We start from the raw sequence: 13,049 nt of genomic DNA on the forward strand, positions 1-13,049 counted from the left end.
TTACGGTGGCGGCGCTCGCGCGTTCAGGTATGACGGAGTTCGCAGAGCGAGCGACGAAGGTCTCGATTAGCGGCATCCGCGAGGTGTTCGAGGCGGCCGGCGAGGACGCCATCAACCTCGGGCTCGGCCAGCCCGACTTCCCGACGCCCGAGCACGCGCGGCAGGCAGCAGTGGACGCCATCCAGTCCGGACAGGCGGACGCGTACACGTCGAACAAGGGGACGCTGGCGCTCCGCGAAGCCATCGCGGGCCGGTACAGCGAGGACCAGAATCTGGACGTCGACCCGGAGGACGTCATCGCGACCGCGGGCGGGTCGGAGGCGCTGCATCTCGCGATGCAAGCGCACGTCGACCCCGGCGACGAGGTCGTCTATCCCGACCCCGGGTTCGTCGCGTACGAGAACCTCACGCACATCGCGGGCGGCGAGCCCGTGCCGGTGCCGCTCCGCGACGACCTCACGATGGACCCGGGCGCGGTCGAGGACGCCATCACCGAGGACACGGCGGCGTTCGTCGTGAACTCGCCCGCGAACCCCACGGGCGCGGTCCAGTCGAAGGCGGACATGATGGAGTTCGCGCGCATCGCGGACGAGCACGACGTCCTCTGCATCAGCGACGAGGTGTACGAGCACATCGTGTTCGACGGCGAGCACCACACGCCGCTCGCGTTCGCCGAGTCCGACAACGTCGCGGTCGTGAGCGCGTGCTCGAAGACGTACTCGATGACGGGCTGGCGACTCGGGTGGGTGACGAGTGCGACGCCGCGCATCGAGCGGATGCTCCGCGTCCACCAGTACATCCAGGCGTGCGCCAGCGCCCCGGCGCAGTACGCCGCGGAGGCCGCGCTCAGCGGCCCGCAGGACGTCGTCGACGACATGGTCGCGCAGTTCGAGGAACGCCGCGACGTCGTCCTCGACGGCCTCGAGGACATGGGCCTGGAGGTCCCGACGCCCTCGGGGGCGTTCTACGCGATGCCGAAGGTCCCCGACGGCTGGGTGGACGAGGTGCTCGCGCGCGACGTCGTCGTCGTCCCCGGGGAGGCGTTCGGGTCGCACGGCGAGGGGTACGCGCGCATCTCGTACGCCACTGACGTCGAGACGCTGAAGGAAGCGCTCGCGGCGATGCGCGAGGCGACCGAAGCCGTCCAGTAACGACGACGACCGACCACTCGAAACTGAATCCGTTCTCGACGCATGGAGAAGACGCCGAAGGGCACGGGCGTTGGCGTGGACGACCCCTACGAGCACGTCGACGTCTGCGATCACCTGACGAGCGACGGCACGTGCCGGTACGCGTTCGAGCACCCCCGCCACGACCCCGAGTTCGCGCGCGACCGCCGCCGCGACGACCTCGCGTGCCCGGTCGTCGCGGACGTCGGCCCGGACTGGGCGTGGCGCGACTGCCCGCACTTCAGGTCGACGACGAGCGGCAAGCGGTGCGCGCGCTGCGGGCTCGAGGAGCGCCGGATGGCGCACGACGACGACCGCCCCCTCATCGAGGAACACCACCTGTCGTACGCCGACGACGCTGCCCGTCGAGCCGCGGACGCGACGGGTGCACCGCTCGAAACCGGCGACGGAGCCGCCGACGGAACCGACACTCCGGACGGTGACGACACCGACGGCGGCCCGAGTCACGAGATAACGGTCGCGCTCTGTCGCTGGTGTCACTCGAAGGTCCACGACTCGTGGGCGCGCATCACGGACGACGCGAACCCGAGCGCGGAGGCGCTCGCGGTCGCCGAGGACCGCCGGAGTCGCGAACTCGACGAGGCCGGGTTCACCGCGGCGAGCGACCGCTACGACCCCGGCGACGAGGAGTCGGAGTAGACGGCCGATGACTGGGAGTTGGAGTAGACGGCCGATGACTGGGAGTCGGAGGAAGTCGCCGCCGCCCGGCCCGCTAAGTCGACGAACGACGTAGACTCCCCATGAGCGACAGTTCTTCGAGCGGCGAGGACGGCGCGCACCTCGTGGGGCACGTCCATCTGAAGGTCCGCGACGTCGACCGCGCCGTCGAGTTCTACCGCGACGTGCTCGGCCTCGACGTGACCGAACGCCACGGCTCGTTCGCGTTCCTGAGCTTCGGCGACCGCCACCACGACGTCGCGCTCCAGGGCGTCGGCGCGGACGCCGACCCACCCGGACCCGGCGTCGGCCTCTACCACACCGCGTTCGAGGTCGCGAGCGGCGACGCGCTCGCCGCGGTCTACGAACGCCTGCGAGAACGGGACGTGCCGGTGTCGCCGGTCGACCACGGCATCAGCAAGGCGCTGTACTTCGACGACCCGGGCGGGAACGGCGTGGAGGTGTACCTCGACACGCGCGCCGACCGCGACCAGTACCACTGGGAGGGCGTCAACGAGCGGTTCGACCCGCGATCGCTGCGGGTCGACTGACCTCGCGACGTCGAACGCTGACGTCGGTGCGACGACGTCAGTCCCGGACGATGTCGCGGACGAGCCGCGGTTCGCCGGTGAGGTTCGGTTGCTCGGCGACGAGTTTCATGACCTCGTGGTCGGTGACGTCGTAGTAGTCCTTGTCGGTGGCTTCCTCGATGAGGTCGCGCTCCATCCGGAACTCCGTCCCCTCGTACACCACGTCGACCCCGTCCTCGTCGAAAGCGAGCGTCGTCATACCCGAGAACTGACCGCGAACGCAGTTATTTCTCTCGCTTGTCGCGTCCCTCGAACTCGCGACTCGAGTTGGGTGCTCGAACCACGAGACGCCGCCCGTCTGACTCGCGTCTGACGCTCGCGCGAACTTTAAGACCCCCGAGGGACGTACGTACACGCGTGTCACTGCACACGGACCCGCTCGACGAGCTCAAGATCCCCGACGAGACGACAGTCGAGGAACACGACCTCGTCACAGCCGGCGACGTCGTCGTCGGCGGGCGCTCGACCATCGAGTTCGGGCTCCGTGGGCACAACGTGCTGTGCGGCGAGGGCGTGACCATCGGCGGGAACGTCGAAGCCGAAGGCGACCTCCGGCTGGACATGTGGAGCGACGTCTCCGGGAACGTCCTCGTCGGCCGGGACGCGTACGTCGGCGAGCGCGTGCACGTCGGCGGCCAACTCCGCGTCGCTGGCGACCTGGACGTCGGCGACGACGTCGACATCGAGGAGGGGTTCGAGGCGAACGGCTGGATCGTCATCCGGAACCCGATGCCGACCGTCGTCTTCCTGTTCATGTACCTCAAGCAGCTCGTGCTCATGGGCGAGGACGAGGCCGCCGAGGCGTTCGCTGACGAGGCGTTCGACACGGAGGCGGTCGAGGAGGACCCGCTCGTCGTCCCGCGCGGCGCGACCGTGAACGACGACGCGTGGCGGGTGTCGACGCCTGCGACCATCGGCGACGACTGCCGCATCCACGGGAACGTCCGCGCGGAATCGATCGACATCGGCGAGAACAACAACGTCTTCGGGAGTCTCCGCGCGAAAGGCGACATCGTCGTCGGCGAGGGCACGCGCATCCACGGCGACGTCACGACGCGGAACGGGAAGGTGAAGATAGCGCCCGGCGCGAAGGTACTGGGCGACATCGGCTGCAAGGACCTCGAGCTCTCGAAGAACGCGGAGGTCGACGGCCGGATGCGCGCCCGCGGCGAAGTCCAGATGCTCGGGTTGAGCGGACGGAGCGTCGAGTAGCGGACCGCTGTCCGCTGGGTTCGACGCGAGTTCAGTTCTCGGCGCGGTCGCTCTCGAGTGCGCGGAGCGTGTCGTAGGCGTCGACGGCGTACGTGAGTGCGGGGCCGCCACCCATGACGACCGCGACCTTGAGGACGTCGACGATCTCGTCGTGCGTGGCGCCGGCGTCGAGCGCGGCGTCGGTGTGCCAGAGGATGCAGTGGTCGCAGCGGACGGCGACGCCGATGGCGAGCGAGACGAGTTCCTTCGTCTTGTGGTCGATGACGTTCGTCGCTTCGGCGCCCTCGACGAACGCCGAGAACTCCTTGATCTCGGGGGCTTCCGCGACGAAGTCGTTCATCGTGTTCTTGAAGTCGGCGAGTTCCTGGGTCTTCGAGTGGTCGTGTGTCGTGGACATACCAGTACGGACGCACGTCGGGGCGATATAGCGCGGCCGTGATTCTCTGCCGGCGAGAACGGTGCGTCTGGAACCGGTCACTTCTCGAACGGTGGGCGTTCGAACTCGCACTCGCAGTCCGCGCACCTGGCGACGGGGTGGCCGTCCGCGTCGAGGTGCATGGCGAGGTCGCCGCTCTCGCAGGCGGGACAGGGCGCGGGCGCGAACGAGTCGCCGCACGCCGGGCAGTCGAACGTGAACGTGGCGCCACCGGTGCCGAGTCGGAGCGCGAGTGCATCGCACTCGGCTCGCGGACACGCGGCGGGGACGCGGACGTCGCTCGTGCCTTTCGGCGCGCCGAGTGCGAGCGCGACGACGGCCTCGTCGGCGGTCGCGGGGTTCCGGCCGGTCTGGAACTCGCCGGGCGCGAACCGCACCGCTTCACTTGCAGCGACGGTGACCTCGCGGCCGGTCGGGCGGCCGTCGTCCCACGATTCCGCGGGCGGGAGGACCTCGAAGGTCGCTTCGCCTTCGAGCACGACGAACACCTCCTCCTGGTCGTGGTGCGCGTGCAGGCCGCTCGGGAACCCCTCGCCGGGCGCGAGCCGGTAGCGGACGGCGGCGAGCGCGTTCGCGTCGAGCGCTTCGCCGACGGCGTCGCGGCCGCGCGAGGAGTCGACGGTCGCCCGCTTCATGGCCGAGTTCGCGATTGCCGACCGAAAGAGTGTTTCGCCGGCCGGCGCAATCGTGTGGTATGCTCTCTATCGCGCTCGCTGGCAAGCCGAACGCGGGCAAGTCTACGTTCTACAAGGCGGCGACGATGGCCGACGTCGACGTCGGGAACTATCCGTTCACGACCATCGACCCGAACCGCGGCGTCACGCACGCTCGCACCGACTGTCCGTGCCTGGACCGCGACGAGCGCTGCGGGAACGAGAACTGCCACGACGGGAAGCGCTACGTCCCCGTGGAACTGCTGGACGTCGCCGGGCTCGTTCCCGGCGCGCACGAGGGGAAGGGCCTCGGGAACCAGTTCCTCGACGAACTCACGAACGCGGACGTCATCGTGAACGTCGTCGACGCCTCCGGCGGCACGAACGCCGAGGGCGAACCCGTCGACATCGGGACGCACGACCCGATCGAGGACGTCGACTTCATCGAGGAGGAGATGGACCTCTGGCTCGCGGGCATCGTCGACCGGAACTGGGAGGGCATCGAGCGGAAGTCGCGGTCGCCGGACTTCGACATGGACGACGCCCTCAGCGACATGCTCACCGGGTTCGGTGCCGGGCCAGCGGACGTCCAGGCGGTCCTGCGCGAGATGGACTATCCCGCGGACCCGAAGAACTGGACGGACGACGACCGGGAGACGCTCGCGCGGCTCGTCCGCGAACGCACGAAACCGATCGTCGTCGTCGCGAACAAGATGGACGTCGCGCCCGAGGAGAACGTCCAGGCGCTCATGGATCTCGACAAACCGGTCATCCCCGCGACTGCGGAGGGCGAGCTTGCCCTGCGGAAGGGCGCGGAGGCGGGCGTCGTCGACTACGACCCCGGTGACGCGGACTTCGAGATTCTCGGCGACGTCACCGACGCGCAGCGCGAGCGCCTCCAGGGGCTCCGGGACGCGATGACCGAGTACGGCGGCACCGGCGTCCAGAGTGCCATCGACTACGCGGTCTACGACCTGCTGGACCGCATCACGCTGTTCCCCGTGCAGGACCAGAGCAAGTGGACGGACGCGAAAGGGAACGTCCTCCCCGACGCCTTCCTCCTGCCTCGAGAATCGACGCCCGTCGACCTCGCGTACGCCGTGCACTCGGACATCGGCGACGGCTACCTGCACGCCGTCGACGCCCGCAGCGGGCGCGACGTCGGCGAGGACCGCGAACTCGAGGAGGGCGACGTCGTGAAGATAGTCAGCACGGCGTCCTGACCCGGTTCGATGGTCGGGGACGGAGACGACGCGTTCACGCTCGCCATCGGCACGCCCGAGCCGACGCAGTACTGCCTGAGCGCGGCGAAGCTCCGGGGCGTCCTCTCGTGGTTCGACGTCGACGACCCCGAGTACGAGGCGCTCCCGGTGGCGCGCGTCGAACACCCCGCGAACGAGGGACTGGGGGCGGCGCACGCGAACGACTCGTGGCTCCTCCTGGACGGCCACACCAGAGCGGTGTGCGCGCTCCTCGCGGGCGAGCGGTCGCTCCGCGTCCGTGACGCGACGAGCGACGACGATGTCGACCTCGCGGTCTATCGAACCTGTCGCGACTGGTGTAGAGAGCGCGGCGTGAACTCGGTGCGGGACCTCGTCGGCGAGACCTGGAGCGCGGAGCGCTACGAGGACGAGTGGCTCGGGCGCTGCGAGCGCGAACTCGGGGGCGGCTGAGCGCCACTGGTCGTCGGGACCGGACGCCACCGCCCGTCGGAACCGAGCCCTCGAAAGGCGTAGATACAGCCATTACGCCTCGCCGCGTACGTTGGGGGATGCCCGAGGAGACGCTGTTCGAGTTCGAGCGGGACATGCAGACGACCGAGGTCGCGGCGTACCTCCGGACGGTCGCGGACCACCTCGACTCCGGCGAGGAGTTCACGCTGGAGTCCGGCGGGGAGTCGGTGACGCTCGCGCCGCCGGCGCGCGTCGAGTTCGAGGTGGAGGTCGAACGCGAGACGTCGAAGTCCGGCGGCTCGGGGGAGATAGAGGTCGAGTTCGAGCTGGAGTGGGACGAGGACGCGACCGACGGGGGCGACCTCACCATCGAGTAAGCTCGCAGTCGACCGGGCGACCTCACCATCGAGTAAGCTCGCAGTCGACCGGGCGACCTCACCATCGAGTAGCCTCGCACTCGGGAGTGCGCGGTCGTTCAGGTCAGGTCGAGCGGGTCGACCTTGCAGTACTCGCGGAGCACCGTCGTCGCGTAGCTCCCGGAGGGGAGCGCGAACGAGAAGTCGAGCGCGTCGCCGTCTTCTGGTTCCTCGACCGTCATCGGCGTCGTTATCTGGATGGCGCGGCGCGTCCCCGAACTGTCGAACTCGCCGGGGAGGTCGAAGTCGCCGGGTTCGAGGTCGACGTCCTCCAGCACGTCGCGTTCTATCTCGCCGGGTTCGCCGTCGGCGAGGTCGGTGTCGGTCCCGACGAGCGGCGCGGTGACGAACGCGCGGCCGCGCTCGCAGTGGCGGGCGATGGTGTCGACGCGTCGGTCGCTGACGCGCTGCGCTCGGTCGGTGTCGGGGACGGGGAGGTCGTCGGGCGCGTCCGCGTCGGCGAAGCAGACGACGTCACCCGCGACGGGGCGATGGAACGGGATGCCTCGGCGGAGGCGCTCGCTGAGGACCCTGTTGAAGACGTAGGACTGGGCGGCGTGCACGAACAGCGCCTGGAGGTTCGACGGGAGCGCTTCGAGCGCCGCCCGGTAGTCCGCGGGCTCGCTCGCGTCGCGTTCGATGAGCGTGTGCAGCATCGTGCGCTCGTACCGGAGGCGACGCGGGTACGCGTCGAGCGCCGCCTGCCAGTCCTCGGTGCCGGCTATCTCGCGGGCCTCGCGCGTCCCCTCGCGTTCGGCGTCGTTCGGGTTCGCGACGTACGCGAGCACCGCGCCCTTCCAGTCGCCGCGCGCGATGGCGAGGCCGACCTCGTGGGTCACCGGGCGCTGGCTTCCGAATCGCTGCTGGCCGAAGAAGTTCGGGACGGCGACCTCGCGATCGCCATCCACGTCCCCTGTCTCGTCGACGCCACCCCACTCCTGGAGTGCGTCCGTGACCCCGGCCGCGTTCTCGGGGTGGTCGACGTCGCTGACGCGGACCTGGAACTCGTTCCCGGCGAGGTCCCCGAAGTAGATGTCGCGCCCGGCGCGCCCGACCACCTCGAGGTCGGCGCCGTCGACGTCGGGGAGGTCGTCGGGGTCGACGCCCTGCACGCTGAATAGCTGGGTGGTGACGGCGTGCTTGTCCTTCGTGCCCGCCCAGGAGACGCGTTCCCGGCTGATGCCCATCGCGTCGCTCAGCCGGCGGGCGTAGTCGTTCGTGTCCCACCCGTGGAGGGTGACGCGACACACGAGGTAGGGGTAGTCGCCGGTGGGGGCGTCGACGGGTTCGGTCGCGAACGCCTCGCGTTCGACGACGCGGAAGTGCTCGTCGCGGTCGCGGAGGCGGCCGCCGACGCCGTCGACGTCGCTCGCGTACACGTCCATGCCGACCGCTCGCTCGCGAGGGTGGGCGTCGCGCGTCATGCTCCGCCTCCGTCGCCGCCGATGCTGTCGTCGGCGACGAGCGCGTCCACGGCGTCGCGGTCGGGCAAGGACGGCAGCGCCCCGGGGTTCGTGGTCGCGAGCGCGCCGGTGGCGGTCGCGACGTCCAGGATGGCGTACGGGTCGGTCGCGCCAGTGGCGAGTTCGGCGACGACCGCGGCGAGGAACGCGTCCCCGGCGCCGGTCGGGTCGACTGCGTCGACGTCGTACCCGTGATGGGTGGCGCCGCCGCGGCCGAACGGCGACCGGTGGGTGCTCGCGGCGGCCGCGCCGTCGCTCCCGAGCGTCAGGAACGTCGTGTGCGGGCCGCGCTCGCAGACGGCTTCGGCGAGCGCCGGCGCGCTCGCCGGTCTCGGCTCGGTGTCGTCCGCGCCGGGCGTGATGCTCGCGACGTCGAACCCGGCGGCGGCGAGGTCCGCCGGGGTCGCCTTCACGACGTCCGCGAGCGCGAGCACCTGCTCGGTGACGGTCTGGAAGTCGTCGTCGGGCCACGCGGCCGGGCGAGCGTTCGGGTCGAAGACGAGCGTGCAGTCGGCGTCCGCGGCCGCTCGGGCCAGGTCGAGGACCGCCGAGCGCGCGGGCTCGCTGGCGAGCGCGATGCCGCCGACGACGACGACGTCGACGCCGTCGAGCGCGTCAACCGGGTCGGTCGCGCCCTCGTCGTCTGGAACTCCGGTCTCGCTGGGTCCGGCCGACTCGCCGAGGTGTCGGTCGGCGCCGCGATAGAACGTGAACGCGAGGTCGTCGTCGCCCGCGGTCTCGCGTGCGGCGAACGCGACCGTCGTCTCGCGCTCGGCGTCGACCTCGACGAACCGGTCGGGGACGCCGTGCGCGTCGAGCGTGCGCCGACAGCGTTCGCCGAACCCGTCCTCGCCGACTCGCGTCCACAGCCACGCGGGTTCGTCGAGCGCCGCGAGCCCGGCGGCGACGTTCGCGGGCGCACCGCCGACGCGAGCGTCGAACGCGTCCGCGGTCACCATCGGTTCGTCGGGTGCGACGAGGTCGACGAGCGTCTCCCCGGCGACGAGGACGCGCGGCGAGTCGGTCATGTCCGGCGAACCGGTCGCGTCCGGCGTATCGGTCACGTCCGGCGAATCGGTCACGTCCGGCGTATCGGTCTCGGTCATCAGTACAGCGAGAGATGGCCGGTCGCGTTGTCGACCACGTCGTCCCGACCGGGGCCGACCGCGCACGTCGTCGGCGTCCCCGGCTCCAGCTGGGTGTGGCCCGCGTCGCGGATGACGGCGTGCGGGAGGCCCTCGCGTTCCGCGCGACTCGCCACGTCGAACAACTCGTCCTCGCCGCTTACCTTCACGACGATCTTCTTCTGTCCCTCGCCCTTCCATGCCTTGCGCGTCCGCGAGTCGGCGTCCTCGTACGCCGACAGCGACGCGTGCGCGACCTGCGCCGCGAGCTTCCCGCGGCCCATGTCGAGGTCCGTGCGTGCGGCGATGACCTGCTTCATACCCGGCCGAAGGCGGCCCTCGTTCAAAGTCACTCCCCTTCGCGTCCACCAGCACGAGCGGCGTTTTGGTTCGAGGGTTCGACGGACCTGGCCGTCCTCGACCGGTTCTCGGGACGCGACGGTCCCGATGGGCCTCCAGGCCCCGGTCGGCTTACTCGTCGCGATCGCCGTACGGGTCTCGGTCGGCTTACTCGTCGCGGTCGCCGTACGGGTCTCGGTCGGCTTACTCGTCGCGGTCGCCGTACGGGTCGTCCACCCAGAGCGACGCGGACACCTCGTCGCTTCGCTCGAGTTCGTCGGCGAGCGCTTCGCGGACGGTCCGGCCGAGGTCCGCCAGTTCCGACCTGACGAGCGAGATGTCCGACGAGTCCAGGGCTGCGGTCTCGGCGCGCTCTCGCCAGTCCGCCGGAATCGTGGGGACGTCGTGGCGAACCCGGTCGTCGGTCGGGTCCCAGTAGAAGTCGAGTGCCTGGAAGAGACCGAGCGCCGAGACCGCTTCGACGTGGTCGACGGTCAGGTCGGTCCGGTCGAGCCACTCCTCGAACCCCACGGTCCACGCGGCGTCGTGCAGGAGCGTCTCGAGGTCCTCGCGGTGGAAATCCGGCGGTTCGTCCGCGTCGGTCGTCTCGAAGTCGCGGGGCGTCCCGCGGTTCGACAGGTCGGGCGGGTCGGGTACCTCGAGGTCGAGTGCCATGGGTGTGGATTCGGCGCGCTCCGGCATAAAGAACGACCGTGGGTCCGAGTCCCGTGGTCGCTGGTACGACCGGGTGGTTTTAGGAGCGCGCCGTCCTCGTGCCGAGCATGATACTGTCGGACGCGGACATCACCGAGCGCCTCGACGGCGGCGACCTCGTCGTCGAACCGCTCGACGACCCGGACCTCCAGGTACAGCCGGCGAGCGTCGACCTGCGACTGGGCGCGCAGTTCCTCGAGTTCCAGCACGCGAACATCCCCTGCATCCACCCGAACGCCGAGCAGGAGGTCGACGACTACGTCAGCGAGACCGTCGTCGACCCCGACCAGGAGTTCATCCTCCACCCCGGCGACTTCGTGCTCGGGACGACCTACGAGCGCGTGGAGATACCCGACGACCTCATCGCGCACGTCCAGGGGCGGTCGAGCATGGGGCGGCTCGCGGTCGTCGTGCACGCGACCGCGGGCGTCGTCGACCCCGGGTACCGCGGGCAGATCACGCTCGAACTGTCGAACCTCGGGACGGCGCCCGTGGCGCTCACACCGGGGATGCGCATCAGTCAGCTCATCTTCACGGAGCTGAAGACGCCCGCGGAGCGCCCCTACGGCAGCGAGCGCGGGTCGAAGTACCAGGACCAGGACGGCCCGCAGGCGTCGCGCATCGGGTCCGATAGCGAGTTCGGCGGCGACCAGCTCGCCGGGGACGACGGGAGCGTGGATGCCGCGTCCGGTCGCGCCGGGAGCGATGCCGGCGACGACGCCGGGGGAGGCGGGCGATGAAGTTCATCGAGGAGGTCGTCGTCGACGAGTTCCTGCCGACGTACCGGTCGATGCTCGCCGCGGACCTCCGCGACCGCGGGTTCACGCAGAGCGAGGTCGCGCAAGCGCTCGGTATCTCGCAGTCGGCGGTGTCGAAGTACGCGCACGGTGACGTCGCGCGGAACGACGCCATCCTCGACGACGACCGCGTGCAGGAGCTCGTCGAGACGGTCGGCGAGGGGCTGGCGGCGGGCGACATGAGTCCGGTGCAGGCGCTCGTCGAGGCGGAGGTCCTCATCCGACGGCTCGAGCGCGGTGACCTGCTCGCGACCATCCACCGCGACGAGGTCCCGGAACTCGCGGAGTACGGGAGCGACTTCGCGATCCACGACCCGGAGAGCGACCTGCGGACCGCCGAGCGCGTGCTCTCCTCGCTCCGTCGTGGGCTACGCGTTTTGGAGAACGCGAGCGGGTTCGCGCGCCTCATCCCGAACGTCGGCACGAACCTGGTCGCGTGCACGCCGGACGCGGACTCCATCGACGACGTCGCGGGCGTCCCGGGCCGCATCGTGGACGTGAAGGGGCGGGCGACGGTGCCGGCGGAGCCGGAGTTCGGCGTGAGCGAGTACGTCGCGAGCGTCCTGCTCGCGGCGCGCGCGGCGGGTGCGGACGTGACGGCGGCGATCAACGTCCGGTACGACGAGGACGTGCTCGCGGCGCTCGAAGCGCAGGGCCGCGAGACCGTCGAGTTCGAGGGCGAGGACGACATCGAGACGGCTGTCGCGGACGCACTCAGTGAGCGTCCGGAGGCGACCGTGCTCTACCAGACGGGGAGTTACGGCGTGGAACCCATCGTGTACGTGCTCGCGGAGGATTCGGTGAGTGCGGCGGAGGCGGTGCGGGACGTCGTGCGATGACGACCCGCGGCGGCGGAGGCGGTCCGCGCGGCGGCGGAGGCGGCCCGCGCGGTGACGGCGGCGGTGGCGGCCCGCGCGGTGACGGCGGCGACGGCGGCTCGCGCGGTGGCGGCGGCGACGGCGGCTCGCGCGGTGGCGGTGGCGGCCCGCGCGCCGACGCTCGCGCGGAGCGTGCGACGTCCGTACAGTCGTTCTACGGGCGCTGGGCGACGCTGTACGACGGGCTCGCGCGGTTCACGCCCGGTATCGGCCGGCTGCGTCGGGAGGCCGTCGCGGCGCTCGACCTCTCTCGTGGCGACACCGTCGTCGACCTCGGCTGTGGGACGGGCGCGAACCTCCCCTACCTTCGGGAGGCGGTCGGCCCGACCGGGACCGTCGTCGGCGTCGACCTCACGGGCGGGATGCTCGCGCGAGCGCAGCGACTCGTGGCCGCGAACGGCTGGCGGAACGTCCACGTCGTCCAGGGCGATGCGACGCGACCACCCGTCGACGGACGGGTCGACGGCGTGCTCGCGTCGTTCGTCGTCGGGATGCTGGAGGACCCGGCGAGCGCGGTCGCGGACTGGTGCGACGTGGTCGCGACCGACCGCGAGACGACCGCCGACCCGGAAGCCCCTCCGGACGTGGGCCACGTCGTCCTCGTCGACGGCGCGCTCTCGGACCGCGCGGTCGCGCGCCCGCTGAACGCGGCGTTCCGCGCGCTCACGGTCGTCTCGACGCCGCCGACGTTCAAGTTCCGGTACGACCCGTCACCACACGACGTCCTCCGCGACCGCGTCACCGCCGCCCGGGACGCGCTCCGGGAGCGCGCCAGCGCGACGTTCCACCGCGAGCACCTCCTCGGCGTCGTCCGCGTCACCGGCGGTCGCATCCCCGGTGCGAGCGAATCAGCGTAGAAGCGCGATAGCTCCGCGAGCCTTTTGTGCATCGCGAGAGAGCTGCAACC

17 protein-coding genes are annotated in these 13,049 nt (G+C 70.8%); 10 read left to right on the plus strand and 7 right to left on the minus strand.

What is annotated here, in order from left to right; all coding sequences use genetic code 11:
• Positions 1-29: 29 nt before the first annotated feature.
• From ACZ48X_RS17580 to ACZ48X_RS17590, 3 genes are all read left to right on the plus strand, one after another.
• On the plus strand, positions 30-1,151 hold the full coding sequence (locus ACZ48X_RS17580; RefSeq protein ID WP_336348461.1) for a pyridoxal phosphate-dependent aminotransferase: 1,122 nt from the start codon (positions 30-32) through the stop codon (positions 1,149-1,151).
• Between the two features lie 42 nt (positions 1,152-1,193).
• Positions 1,194-1,829: a DUF7097 family protein gene (locus tag ACZ48X_RS17585; RefSeq protein ID WP_336348460.1), complete on the plus strand. Its 636-nt coding sequence runs from the start codon at positions 1,194-1,196 to the stop codon at positions 1,827-1,829.
• A 101-nt stretch (positions 1,830-1,930) separates the two neighbouring features.
• Positions 1,931-2,398 (plus strand): VOC family protein, encoded by a 468-nt coding sequence (locus tag ACZ48X_RS17590; RefSeq protein WP_336348459.1) that lies wholly within the window; start codon positions 1,931-1,933, stop codon positions 2,396-2,398.
• Positions 2,399-2,435: 37 nt separating this feature from the next.
• On the opposite strand, the gene ACZ48X_RS17595 is transcribed toward ACZ48X_RS17590, so the two are convergent.
• The gene (locus ACZ48X_RS17595) at positions 2,436-2,636 is read right to left on the minus strand and encodes a DUF5800 family protein (protein ID WP_336348458.1); all 201 of its coding nucleotides are present in this window, start codon (positions 2,634-2,636) and stop codon (positions 2,436-2,438) included.
• Positions 2,637-2,794: 158 nt separating this feature from the next.
• On the opposite strand from ACZ48X_RS17595, the gene ACZ48X_RS17600 reads away from it, so the two are divergent.
• On the plus strand, positions 2,795-3,649 hold the full coding sequence (locus ACZ48X_RS17600; RefSeq protein WP_379761776.1) for a polymer-forming cytoskeletal protein: 855 nt from the start codon (positions 2,795-2,797) through the stop codon (positions 3,647-3,649).
• Positions 3,650-3,680: 31 nt separating this feature from the next.
• On the opposite strand, the gene ACZ48X_RS17605 is transcribed toward ACZ48X_RS17600, so the two are convergent.
• On the minus strand, positions 3,681-4,046 hold the full coding sequence (locus ACZ48X_RS17605) for a carboxymuconolactone decarboxylase family protein (RefSeq protein ID WP_336348457.1): 366 nt from the start codon (positions 4,044-4,046) through the stop codon (positions 3,681-3,683).
• Positions 4,047-4,123: 77 nt separating this feature from the next.
• On the minus strand, positions 4,124-4,720 hold the full coding sequence (locus tag ACZ48X_RS17610; RefSeq protein ID WP_336348456.1) for a cupin domain-containing protein: 597 nt from the start codon (positions 4,718-4,720) through the stop codon (positions 4,124-4,126).
• Between the two features lie 59 nt (positions 4,721-4,779).
• Here ACZ48X_RS17610 and ACZ48X_RS17615 point away from each other — a divergent pair, with 59 nt between their 5' ends.
• From ACZ48X_RS17615 to ACZ48X_RS17625, 3 genes are all read left to right on the plus strand, one after another.
• Complete coding sequence (locus ACZ48X_RS17615; protein ID WP_336348455.1) at positions 4,780-5,961, plus strand: redox-regulated ATPase YchF; 1,182 nt, start codon at positions 4,780-4,782, stop codon at positions 5,959-5,961.
• Positions 5,962-5,970: 9 nt separating this feature from the next.
• Positions 5,971-6,411, plus strand: coding sequence for a hypothetical protein (locus ACZ48X_RS17620; RefSeq protein WP_336348454.1), 441 nt, complete (start codon positions 5,971-5,973; stop codon positions 6,409-6,411).
• 98 nt (positions 6,412-6,509) lie between these two features.
• Positions 6,510-6,788 carry an amphi-Trp domain-containing protein gene (locus tag ACZ48X_RS17625; protein ID WP_336348453.1) on the plus strand — a complete coding sequence of 93 codons (279 nt, stop codon included), beginning with the start codon at positions 6,510-6,512 and terminating at the stop codon, positions 6,786-6,788.
• A 98-nt stretch (positions 6,789-6,886) separates the two neighbouring features.
• Here the strand turns inward: ACZ48X_RS17625 and truD are convergent, their stop codons facing one another.
• The 4 genes from truD to ACZ48X_RS17645 all read right to left on the minus strand — a co-directional run bounded on the left by truD (position 6,887) and on the right by ACZ48X_RS17645 (position 10,428).
• Entirely contained in the window at positions 6,887-8,251 is a 1,365-nt protein-coding gene (gene truD / locus ACZ48X_RS17630) for a tRNA pseudouridine(13) synthase TruD (protein ID WP_336348452.1), read from the minus strand.
• Positions 8,248-9,396 (minus strand): carbohydrate kinase family protein, encoded by a 1,149-nt coding sequence (locus ACZ48X_RS17635; protein WP_336348451.1) that lies wholly within the window; start codon positions 9,394-9,396, stop codon positions 8,248-8,250. The genes truD and ACZ48X_RS17635 overlap by 4 nt, the downstream gene beginning before the upstream one ends.
• A complete protein-coding gene (gene pth2 / locus ACZ48X_RS17640) occupies positions 9,396-9,734 on the minus strand; it encodes a peptidyl-tRNA hydrolase Pth2 (RefSeq protein ID WP_336348450.1) in 339 nt (112 codons plus the stop codon). The genes ACZ48X_RS17635 and pth2 overlap by 1 nt, the downstream gene beginning before the upstream one ends.
• A gap of 223 nt (positions 9,735-9,957) precedes the next feature.
• Complete coding sequence (locus tag ACZ48X_RS17645; RefSeq protein WP_336348449.1) at positions 9,958-10,428, minus strand: hypothetical protein; 471 nt, start codon at positions 10,426-10,428, stop codon at positions 9,958-9,960.
• Positions 10,429-10,535: 107 nt separating this feature from the next.
• Here ACZ48X_RS17645 and dcd point away from each other — a divergent pair, with 107 nt between their 5' ends.
• From dcd to ACZ48X_RS17660, 3 genes are read left to right on the plus strand one after another with little or no spacing between them, the layout of a single operon-like run.
• Positions 10,536-11,207: a dCTP deaminase gene (gene dcd / locus ACZ48X_RS17650; protein WP_336348448.1), complete on the plus strand. Its 672-nt coding sequence runs from the start codon at positions 10,536-10,538 to the stop codon at positions 11,205-11,207.
• Positions 11,204-12,103, plus strand: coding sequence for a thiamine-phosphate synthase family protein (locus tag ACZ48X_RS17655; RefSeq protein WP_336348447.1), 900 nt, complete (start codon positions 11,204-11,206; stop codon positions 12,101-12,103). The genes dcd and ACZ48X_RS17655 overlap by 4 nt, the downstream gene beginning before the upstream one ends.
• A complete protein-coding gene (locus tag ACZ48X_RS17660; protein ID WP_336348446.1) occupies positions 12,100-12,999 on the plus strand; it encodes a class I SAM-dependent methyltransferase in 900 nt (299 codons plus the stop codon). The genes ACZ48X_RS17655 and ACZ48X_RS17660 overlap by 4 nt, the downstream gene beginning before the upstream one ends.
• The last annotated feature ends 50 nt before the right edge of the window (positions 13,000-13,049 follow it).

This window comes from Halorubellus litoreus (assembly GCF_055378595.1).

Coding starts and splice junctions, on each gene's coding strand:
- truD (WP_336348452.1), bottom strand. CDS start 8,251: ATGACGCGCGACGCCCACCCTCGCGAGCGAGCGGTCGGCATGGACGTG.
- ACZ48X_RS17595 (WP_336348458.1), bottom strand. CDS start 2,636: ATGACGACGCTCGCTTTCGACGAGGACGGGGTCGACGTGGTGTACGAG.
- ACZ48X_RS17655 (WP_336348447.1), top strand. CDS start 11,204: ATGAAGTTCATCGAGGAGGTCGTCGTCGACGAGTTCCTGCCGACGTAC.
- ACZ48X_RS17615 (WP_336348455.1), top strand. CDS start 4,780: ATGCTCTCTATCGCGCTCGCTGGCAAGCCGAACGCGGGCAAGTCTACG.
- ACZ48X_RS17580 (WP_336348461.1), top strand. CDS start 30: ATGACGGAGTTCGCAGAGCGAGCGACGAAGGTCTCGATTAGCGGCATC.
- ACZ48X_RS17635 (WP_336348451.1), bottom strand. CDS start 9,396: ATGACCGAGACCGATACGCCGGACGTGACCGATTCGCCGGACGTGACC.
- pth2 (WP_336348450.1), bottom strand. CDS start 9,734: ATGAAGCAGGTCATCGCCGCACGCACGGACCTCGACATGGGCCGCGGG.
- ACZ48X_RS17620 (WP_336348454.1), top strand. CDS start 5,971: ATGGTCGGGGACGGAGACGACGCGTTCACGCTCGCCATCGGCACGCCC.
- ACZ48X_RS17610 (WP_336348456.1), bottom strand. CDS start 4,720: ATGAAGCGGGCGACCGTCGACTCCTCGCGCGGCCGCGACGCCGTCGGC.
- ACZ48X_RS17590 (WP_336348459.1), top strand. CDS start 1,931: ATGAGCGACAGTTCTTCGAGCGGCGAGGACGGCGCGCACCTCGTGGGG.
- ACZ48X_RS17625 (WP_336348453.1), top strand. CDS start 6,510: ATGCCCGAGGAGACGCTGTTCGAGTTCGAGCGGGACATGCAGACGACC.
- ACZ48X_RS17585 (WP_336348460.1), top strand. CDS start 1,194: ATGGAGAAGACGCCGAAGGGCACGGGCGTTGGCGTGGACGACCCCTAC.
- dcd (WP_336348448.1), top strand. CDS start 10,536: ATGATACTGTCGGACGCGGACATCACCGAGCGCCTCGACGGCGGCGAC.
- ACZ48X_RS17605 (WP_336348457.1), bottom strand. CDS start 4,046: ATGTCCACGACACACGACCACTCGAAGACCCAGGAACTCGCCGACTTC.
- ACZ48X_RS17645 (WP_336348449.1), bottom strand. CDS start 10,428: ATGGCACTCGACCTCGAGGTACCCGACCCGCCCGACCTGTCGAACCGC.
- ACZ48X_RS17660 (WP_336348446.1), top strand. CDS start 12,100: ATGACGACCCGCGGCGGCGGAGGCGGTCCGCGCGGCGGCGGAGGCGGC.